This window comes from Petrotoga halophila DSM 16923, from assembly GCF_002924615.1.
In genome coordinates this window covers 38,494-47,490 of the sequence record NZ_JALY01000254.1, presented here as the reverse complement: position 1 = coordinate 47,490, position 8,997 = coordinate 38,494, and the positions used below count along the sequence as shown (strand labels likewise).

The window sequence follows — 8,997 nt, the reverse complement described above, 5'->3', positions numbered from 1 at the left end:
GGGCGAAGGGGCGCTATATTTTAAATATAAACGAGGTGTTTTATTTGCCTTTTGATGGTTTGGTATTACATAAAGTATTAAAAGAAATAAAAGACAACATTGTGGGAGATAGAATTAAAAATATTTATCAACCTATCAAATCCCAAGTATTAATTCAGTTCTCTCAAAGTTTTGTGCTTCTTTCATTAAAAAGCCCTTCATATGTGATCTTACTTTCTCAAAAACCAAACGTACCCATACAACCAGCAAACTTTGCTCAGTTTTTAAGAAAAAAAATAAGAAACGGAAGAGTGATAAATGTCGAACAGTTAGGTTTAGACAGGATAGGGTTCTTTGAAATTGAAAGCTACGATCAAGAAAACTCTACTATGCGAAAATATAAGCTATTTTTTGAATTAATGGGAAGAAATTCCAACGTAATACTCGTTAACGAAGATAATAAAGTAGAAGAATCTTTAAAAAGGGTTTATAAAAAATTTAGACCCATAATTCCAGGAGTTAAATACCTACCTTACTACGATGATTCTCAAATAAATATATTGGAAGTAAATATAGAAAACATTGAAAATATTGATTATGATAGACTCATGGGATTTTCTAAAAAATCAACAGGGTTTTTGAAAGAAATAGGTATCCAAAGAGCTGTAAAAGACCTCAAAAAGCCTTATCTTTTTTACTTCAAAGAGGGGAACACATATGATTTCTCCGCAATAACCCCGAATAATTTTAAATACGAGGGATTAAAACCATCAGAGGCATTGCTCAAAGTCTTTCAAGAAAGGGCTAATCAATCACGACTATTGGAAATAAAAAGGGATTTGGAAAAAAGGGTGAAAAGTGAAATCGACCGACTAGAAAAGACAAAAGAACAAATATTACAAGATTTAAATGAAGAAAAAAATCTTATGGATTTAGAAAAAAAGGGAGAACTTCTTCAAACTTATCTCTACAAAATAAAAAAAGGTGAAAGATACTTTACAGTAACCGATTGGAATACCGGTGAGGAAGTCACAATAGAGATAGATCCACTTTTATCTCCAACGCAAAACCTGGAAAAGCTGTATAAAAATATAAAAAGGACAAAGTCAAAAGTCGAACATGCTAAAAAAAGAATAAAAAAAGTGAATAACGAACTCGAATATTACAATCAGTTATTTGAAACAATCTCTTCCGCAGAAGAAATCGAAACCTTAATAGAGATAAAAGAAGAAATGAAAGATATAGGACTGATAAGTGAAAACAAAAAATCTAAAAGGGAAAGAAAAGTAAAAACAACTTTTCGGAAATTTAATTACAAAGGGTTTGAAATACTAGTTGGGAAAAATAACAAGCAGAACGATGAATTAACAAGATCAGCCGCACAAGCCGACATCTGGCTTCATACACATGAGATCCCAGGTTCTCATACAATAATAAAATCTTCTGGTAAAGAAATACCAGAAGAAGTAATAGATTACGCAGCAAAAATCGCTGCCACATTTTCTAAAGCAAAAATGTCTTCCAATGTAGCGGTTGATTACACTCAAAGAAAAAACGTATGGAAACCAAAAGGAGCAAAACCAGGAATGTGGTTGTATAAAAATTATGAAACCATTATCGTTGAACCTTTTAGAGAAATACCTGAAAAACCTTAACCTTTATACCCCAACAACTTTGAAATATTTTCGGCACATTCTTTGACATAAAGAATATATTCATCGACTTTTTCTTCTTCTGCCCTAGCGGTACTCATCGAAATACTTACACCCGCTATCACTTTTTTATCGTAGTTAAATATAGGAGCTCCTATACAAAAGATCCCAATTTCATTTTCTTCGTTATCTATTGAGTATCCTCTTTCTCTTATTTTTTTAAGTTCATTTTTCAATTTGTTGGAATCAGTAATTGTGTTTTTACCCCTTTTTTTCAACTCCACATTTTCTAGATATTCTTCTATCTCTTCTTCAGGTAAATGAGCCAAAATAGCTTTTCCAAATGCTGTTGCATAAAGGTTTATCTTCATTCCGATCCTTGACATCATTGGTAAAGAATTAGGACCTTCTATCTTTTCAATATATATTCCTTCATATCCTTCTTTAATAGCCAAATGAACTGTTTGACCTGTTTTTACCATTAAATTAACTAAGTGGGGATGTGCAATCTCCCTTAGATTTATTTTTTTTAAAATAATACTCCCATACTCCACAAGTTTAAAACTCGGGAAATATGACTTATCACTATTCTTTGACAGCAGGCCCCCTTTGTACAAGTCGTCTAAATACTTGTAAGCATTAGATATAGACATATCAAACTTTCTTGCAATTTCTGTTACATTAACTGGTTTTGGTGCATAGACTATATAATCTAATACCTCCAGAACTTTTCTGATAGTTTGAATATATTTTCACCTTCCTATTTGTAAAATACTAAATTTCATTATATCACAAATTTTAATAATTAAAAGGACTTTGAAACCCGTTTGATTATTAATTTAATGACATTTTTATCTATCTTTGAATCCTACCTGTGGAATCTCCTTTTGTTAGAGTTTTCACTTCTTCTACTGTAACGTGGTTAAAATCTCCGATTATAGAATGCTTCAGACATGAGGCAGCTGTAGCAAATTCTATTACTTCTTGATGAGGATAATTGTTTATTAAAGCGTATATTAATCCACCGGCAAAGGAATCTCCTCCCCCTACTCTATCAACTATGTGAATTTGATATTTTTTGGAGGAATAAAATTTGCTGCCATCATAATATAAGCCTGCCCAACCATTATCAAAGGCAGAAAAGCTTTCTCTGAGTGTTATAGCGACTCCTTTCAAATCAAACCTTTCAGAAATTTGTTTGGCTAAATTTTTATAATCGTCTAATTGTAGATTTTCTTGGGTTACATCAGAATCTTTAACTTTTATATTGAATACCTTTTCAGCAGCTTCCTCATTCGCTATAACTATATCGACATATTTCATAAGTTCTGCCATCACTTCGTTTGCTTTTTGTGGTGACCACAGTTTTTTCCTATAATTCAAATCACAACTAACAATAATTCCTTTATTTTTTGCTGTTTTCACCGCATCAAGGCATGCCTGTGCCGCATTCTCGCTCACTGCAGGTGTTATCCCTGTAAAATGAAACCACTTTGCCTCATCTAAAATCTTTTCCCATTTGTATTCTGTAGGTTTAGATTCTGCAAAAGATGAGTATTTTCTATCATAAATGACTAAAGAAGGTCTTTGAGATGCTCCAAATTCGTGAAAATAAATACCTAATCTTTCTCCACCTCGAACTATGTAATCAGTTTTTACCCCATATCGCCGAAGATGATTTATTGCCGATTGCCCTATCGGATTGCTTGGAACTTTTGTCACAAAATAAACATTTTCTCCATAATTGGCAAGAGAAGCAGCAACGTTAGCTTCAGCGCCACCGTAAGTTACATCAAAAGAATCTGTTTGAACAAATCTAAAATAATTGGGAGGAGAAAGTCTCATCATAATTTCACCAAAAGTAACAATTTTGTTAGCCATTACAATATCTCCTTTCAAATATTTATTGTATTCTTGAGAATTATCTTGCCATTGCTATGGCTTCAACAAATTTTTTTGCTGTTTCTTGGACAAGCGCATAATCTCCAGACTTTGCGCCTTTTGTTAATTCTCCTCCAACGCCAACTGCAACACAGCCAGCCTTTATCCAATCTTCTACATTTTCGAGACTCACTCCACCTGTAGGAACTATCGGTACTTGAGGAAGAGGCCCTTTAATCGCTTTGACTATTGAAGGGCCAAAAGCACTACCTGGAAATAATTTAACAAAATCAGCACCTTCTTCCATAGCTTCTACAACTTCTTTTATTGACATAGCTCCAGCCATAGAAACTTTTTGATATCTATTGCACATTTTTACCATCTCTTTATTTAGATAGGGACTTACAAAAAATTCTGCTCCAGCTAACATAGCAATTCTCGTTGTTTCAGGATCAAGAACAGTTCCTGCACCTATAAGAATTTCTCCTTTTGAATATACCTTTTTCAGTTCTTTGATAACATCATTCGCTCCAGGAACAGTCATCGTGATCTCAATGGCCTCGATACCACCTTTTCTAACAGCGTCGGCAATTTTCAAGGCTTCTTCAGGAGAATCAGCTCTTACTACAGCAATTATTCCAACATTTATAATTTGCTCCATCACTTTTAATTTATCCATGGAATCCTCCTCAAAATTTTTTCGTTCCTGACCTTTTTATTTATTACTTTACACTCTTTTTTGACTTTTGGACCATAGTAGTTATAAAATCTATTAATAACTACAAATTTTTTATTTTACTAAAAAATCAAAATTACTAAACACCAGAATAAGCTAAAAATCCTCCATCTATTGGAATAACAGTACCGGTAACAAATCCAGAGTCTTCTTCATTACATAACCATTTAATTGTTCCTATAAGTTCTTCAGGCCTACCTAGTCTTCCCATTGGTGTGTTGTTGATTATTTTTTGATGCCTTTCGGTAGGGTTTCCTTCCTTATCTAATAGTAAATTCTTATTTTGTTCTGTTAAGAAGAAACCAGGAGCTATTGCATTTACTCTTACTCCTACCTTTGCAAAATGAACAGCTAACCAAGCAGTGAAATTACTTACCGCAGCTTTTGCTGCACTGTATGCTGCTACTTTTGTCATCGGCGAAAATGCGCTCATAGAGGATATATTAATTACTGTGGAATTTTCAAGCTTTACCATTTCCTCTAAAAAAACTTGAGATACTATAAAAGCACTTAAAAAATTGAGATTAAATACAAACTCAAATCCGTTTTGCTCCAAATCAAAAAAAGTGGTCAAATCTTCTTTTCCCAAATCAGTTAATTCAAAAATTTCTTTTGTGGTGGTTCCTTTAGGATGATTCCCTCCTGCACCGTTTATCAAAATATCACATCTACCATATTTATTAATCACTATCTCTTTCGCTTTTTCGACTTGTTCTTTTTTTAGTACATCGCATTTGATAGCTAAAGCATCTCCGTCTTTCCCAATTATTTCATCTTTTACAGCTTTTGCTTTTTCTTCTGATATATCCAATAATGCTGTTTTTACTCCTTCTTTTGCTAGGCCTTTCGCTATTGTACTGCACAATATTCCTCCACCACCAGTAATTACTGCAACTTTATCTTTCAAATTCATCCTTTTTCTCTCCTTTCTATATTATTTAAGTTTATTTAATGTTTCCCAGATGCCGTATAGATAGCTTACCCCTAATGCCCTATCGTATAGACCATATCCGGGTCTTGCTTTCTCATTCCATATGTTTCTCCCATGATCAGGTCTTAGATATCCATTAAAATTTACTTCGTACAAAACTTTAAGAATTTCAATCATATCTAAGGTCCCTTCTTTAGACATGTGTGAAGTTTCGAAAAATCTTTTATTTCCGATTCTTTTGATGTTCCTAACATGTACAAAAGAAATTTTATCTCTCTCTCCAAAATGCCTAATTATTTGTGGGATGTCGTTATCTTCCCTTGCACCTAAAGAGCCTGTGCAAACGGCTAATGTGTTGGAAGGGCTATCTATGCATTTAACTATTCTTTCAAGTTTCTCTTTTGTGCTAACTATCCGAGGTAAACCAAAGATAGACCAAGGAGGATCATCAGGATGTATTGCTAATTTTATATTTAATTTTTCACATTCAGGTATTACAGCCTTAAGAAAATATTCTAAATTCTTAAAAAGCCTCTCCTCATTAACATCTTTAAAAATTTCAAAAAGTTTTTCTATGTCCTTTAATTTTTCGTTTTCCCATCCAGGTAACGAAAACCCAGCTGAATTGCGCTTAAATTCATCAATGAGTTGTTCAGGAGTTATATCTTTAATTTTTTCGTCAAAATAGGCCATAGTTGTTGATCCGTCGTTTAATTTGTAATATAAGTCTGTTCTTATCCAATCAAAAATCGGCATGAAGTTATAACAGATAATTTTGATTCCTATTTTACTTAAATTTTGTATAGTTTTTATGTAATTGTCTATATAATGGTCTCTCGTTGCAAGACCTGCTTTTATGTCTTCATGGATATTTACACTTTCAATTACTTCTAATTTTAAACCTTCCTTATTTACTTTATTTTTTAAATTTTCAATTTTGTCAAAAGGCCAAACTTCTCCAACAGGAATATCATCTAAAGTTCCAGCTATTCCAGATATAACAGGTATTTGCTTTATTTGTGAAAGCGATACACTGTCATCTCCTTCTCCAAACCATCTCATGATAAATTCCATTTGTACCTCACCTCAAGCCTGTATTTAGTTCCATAATTATTTACAATAACAATAAAGATATTATATTAACTAATTTTGAAAAAAATATTTTTAAATTATACTCTTTTAAAGTTTGGATCTGTAAATATATCAGTTGCATCGTCACTGTGAGAAGAAAATTCAGAAATAACGGCACCTTCTTCTCCAGCCTTGAACCAATGTAAGGTATTTGGAGGTATGGTGTATTGTTCTGCTGAGTTTAAAATTATTTCATGTGAAGCTGTGAAATATTCATTTGGTGGTTGTACATGCCAAGTGTTCTTTTCTCCCTCAACGAAAAGAAATACTTTACCATATCTGCACCTGAAGGTCTCTTCTTTTCCAATATCTCCATCATGAGGCGGATGCTTATGTTCAGGACATGTTTGATTAGGCAAAAGGACCATTTCTTTAGCACAGTATCTATCGGTATTTACATAGGTAACAATTTCAAGACCTAGTTCTTCGACATTTCCTAATCCTCCATCAACGATCTCTATATTTTCCTTTTCATCTTCTCTTAGAGCGATACCTGCTTTCTCAAAAAGTTCTAAACTTTTCTTTCTCACTTTTTCATATGTTTCTTTGTCCAACATAGATTTAAACCTCCTTATTTACCATCTTTTGCAGCCTTTGTAAACCCTAAACACAAATTTTAACCAACTTTTAATACCTTCAATAAACTTTTAAACCTTTTAAAGAGAGTTGAGAAGCAAAATGGCACGCAACTAAATGTTCATTTTCCTCGTTTCCTAAATTTTTTAGAGGGGGATATTCTTTTTTGCATATATCTTGAGCATAAGGACAACGTTGATGAAAATAACAACCTTTTGGAGGATTGGCAGGATCAGGAACTTCTCCTTCCAAAGGTTTCAATTGTTCGGCTCTTTTTTTTGGATCTGGAATAGGGACTGCTTCCAAAAGCTTTTCTGTATATGGATGTTTGGGATCTTCAAAAATTTCATTAGAATCTGCTAATTCAACAATCTTACCTAAATACATAACCGCGACTCTATCACTTATATGTTCAACAACGCTTAAGTCATGAGAAATGAAAAGATATGTCAAATTAAACTGTTCTTGTAAATCCATTAAAAGATTCAAAATCTGCGCTCTTATGGATACATCTAAAGCTGCTACCGGTTCATCAAGTACAACTAATTCAGGCCTTAGAGCTAACGCTCTGGCTATCACTATTCTTTGTCTTTGGCCCCCACTAAATGCATGGGGGTATCTTATTAAATATTCCTTCCTTAATCCTACTGTTTCCATTAATTTTTCAACTTCTTCTTGAAGTTTTTTTCCTTTTGCTACTTTATTTACTTGTAGAGGTTCACCTATAATATCCCTTACTTTCATTCGAGGATTTAGAGATGTAAAAGGATTCTGAAACACCATTTGAGCAGATTTCCTTAGTAACTTTTCATCTTTTTTGCTCATATTGGATACATCTATTTTTTCTCCGTTAACATGAAGAAAGATGTTCCCTTCCGTTGGTTCAAGGGCTTTTAAAATAGTTTTTGCAATTGTAGTTTTTCCACAACCGGATTCTCCTACAAGTGAGAGGGTTTCTCCTTTTTTGATCGAAAAACTTACGTCATCCACAGCCTTCATATGTCCGACAATTTTTGCAAACATTCCTCTTTTTATTGGATAATATTTTTTTAAATTTAATACTTCAAGAAGGACTTTACTGCTAATAGTTTTCTCATTCATTGTTTTTCCCTCCATACAAAAAACATGCAACAGTGTGATCTTTAGAAAAGGTGATATTTTTTGGTTCTTTGGTATCACACACCCCTGCTATGTAATTAGGACATCTGTTATGAAAACTACAGCCTTTAGGTTTGTTGAAAGGATCTGGAACGATACCTTTTATTGCTTCTAATCGTGTCTTTTTTATTCCAACTTTTGGTATAGAAGTCATTAGGGCTCTTGTATATGGATGAAGGGGGTTGTTGAAAATATCATAAACAGTTCCTTCTTCAACAATTTTTCCCAAATACATAACTGCAACTCGATCAGCCATCTGAGCAATAACCCCTAAATCATGTGTTATAAAAATAATCGAACTTTCAAATTCTTTTTGTAATTCCTTCATTAAATATAGTATCTGTGCTTGGATAGTAACGTCCAATGCGGTGGTTGGTTCATCTGCTATTAATATCATAGGATTACATGAAAGGGCTAAAGCTATCATGCATCGTTGAAGCATCCCACCCGATAGTTCAAAAGGGTAGGAATTTATGATTTTTTTTGGATCTGGAATTTTAACTTTTTCTATCATTTCTAAAGCTATCTCTTTTGCTTCCTTTTCTGAAAGGGTTTTGTGCAGTATGATATTTTCTATCATCTGTTCTCCAATGGTATAAACTGGTGAAAAAGATGCAGCGGGTTCTTGAAATATCATAGCTATATCGTTACCCCTAATTTGTCGCATTTTTTCATCAGTTGGTGTTAAACTTGTTATGTTTATTATTCCATTTTCCGTATGAAGTAGAATTTCTCCAGATCTTTGAGCATTCTTAGGTAAAAGTTGTAAAATAGAAGAAGCGGTTACACTTTTACCACAACCTGATTCGCCCACAATGCCGAATACTTCATCCTTTCTAATAGTAAAATTTATTCCATTTAAAACCTTAACTGTACCTTCAGGTAAATTAAAAGAAACATTTAAATCTTTTATATCAAGAATATTTTCACTTTCCATTTTATTCCTCCTATCA

Annotated in this window: 9 protein-coding genes; 1 reads left to right on the top strand and 8 read right to left on the bottom strand. The window is 33.1% G+C overall.

Translation table 11 applies throughout. From position 1 onward, the window contains the following. Positions 1–1,634 (top strand): Rqc2 family fibronectin-binding protein (locus AA81_RS12305; protein WP_146050395.1); only part of this gene is annotated, 1,634 nt, incomplete at its 5' end. On the opposite strand, the gene AA81_RS12300 is transcribed toward AA81_RS12305, so the two are convergent. From AA81_RS12300 to AA81_RS12265, 8 genes are all read right to left on the bottom strand, one after another. After that, on the bottom strand, positions 1,631–2,356 hold the full coding sequence (locus tag AA81_RS12300) for an IclR family transcriptional regulator (protein WP_281256305.1): 726 nt from the start codon (positions 2,354–2,356) through the stop codon (positions 1,631–1,633). The genes AA81_RS12305 and AA81_RS12300 overlap by 4 nt on opposite strands. 130 nt (positions 2,357–2,486) lie before the next feature. Further along, positions 2,487–3,512 (bottom strand): sugar kinase, encoded by a 1,026-nt coding sequence (locus AA81_RS12295; protein ID WP_103899199.1) that lies wholly within the window; start codon positions 3,510–3,512, stop codon positions 2,487–2,489. Between the two features lie 40 nt (positions 3,513–3,552). After that, a complete protein-coding gene (locus AA81_RS12290) occupies positions 3,553–4,191 on the bottom strand; it encodes a bifunctional 2-keto-4-hydroxyglutarate aldolase/2-keto-3-deoxy-6-phosphogluconate aldolase (protein WP_103899198.1) in 639 nt (212 codons plus the stop codon). Positions 4,192–4,327: 136 nt separating this feature from the next. Beyond that, the gene (locus AA81_RS12285) at positions 4,328–5,161 is read right to left on the bottom strand and encodes an SDR family oxidoreductase (RefSeq protein ID WP_103899197.1); all 834 of its coding nucleotides are present in this window, start codon (positions 5,159–5,161) and stop codon (positions 4,328–4,330) included. 21 nt (positions 5,162–5,182) lie between these two features. Continuing rightward, entirely contained in the window at positions 5,183–6,253 is a 1,071-nt protein-coding gene (gene uxuA / locus AA81_RS12280) for a mannonate dehydratase (protein ID WP_103899196.1), read from the bottom strand. A gap of 95 nt (positions 6,254–6,348) precedes the next feature. After that, positions 6,349–6,867, bottom strand: a complete 519-nt coding sequence (locus tag AA81_RS12275) for a D-lyxose/D-mannose family sugar isomerase (RefSeq protein ID WP_103899195.1) — start codon at positions 6,865–6,867, stop codon at positions 6,349–6,351. 79 nt (positions 6,868–6,946) lie between these two features. After that, positions 6,947–7,987 carry an ABC transporter ATP-binding protein gene (locus AA81_RS12270; RefSeq protein ID WP_103899194.1) on the bottom strand — a complete coding sequence of 347 codons (1,041 nt, stop codon included), beginning with the start codon at positions 7,985–7,987 and terminating at the stop codon, positions 6,947–6,949. Beyond that, positions 7,980–8,981 carry an ABC transporter ATP-binding protein gene (locus AA81_RS12265; protein WP_103899193.1) on the bottom strand — a complete coding sequence of 334 codons (1,002 nt, stop codon included), beginning with the start codon at positions 8,979–8,981 and terminating at the stop codon, positions 7,980–7,982. Before AA81_RS12265 ends, AA81_RS12270 begins: the two co-directional genes overlap by 8 nt. Positions 8,982–8,997: the final 16 nt, after the last annotated feature.

What these genes read in the sequence shown, in the direction of transcription:
- uxuA (WP_103899196.1), bottom strand. Translation starts at nt 6,253, where the DNA reads ATGGAATTTATCATGAGATGGTTTGGAGAAGGAGATGACAGTGTATCG.
- AA81_RS12265 (WP_103899193.1), bottom strand. Translation starts at nt 8,981, where the DNA reads ATGGAAAGTGAAAATATTCTTGATATAAAAGATTTAAATGTTTCTTTT.
- AA81_RS12290 (WP_103899198.1), bottom strand. Translation starts at nt 4,191, where the DNA reads ATGGATAAATTAAAAGTGATGGAGCAAATTATAAATGTTGGAATAATT.
- AA81_RS12285 (WP_103899197.1), bottom strand. Translation starts at nt 5,161, where the DNA reads ATGAATTTGAAAGATAAAGTTGCAGTAATTACTGGTGGTGGAGGAATA.
- AA81_RS12295 (WP_103899199.1), bottom strand. Translation starts at nt 3,512, where the DNA reads ATGGCTAACAAAATTGTTACTTTTGGTGAAATTATGATGAGACTTTCT.
- AA81_RS12270 (WP_103899194.1), bottom strand. Translation starts at nt 7,987, where the DNA reads ATGAATGAGAAAACTATTAGCAGTAAAGTCCTTCTTGAAGTATTAAAT.
- AA81_RS12275 (WP_103899195.1), bottom strand. Translation starts at nt 6,867, where the DNA reads ATGTTGGACAAAGAAACATATGAAAAAGTGAGAAAGAAAAGTTTAGAA.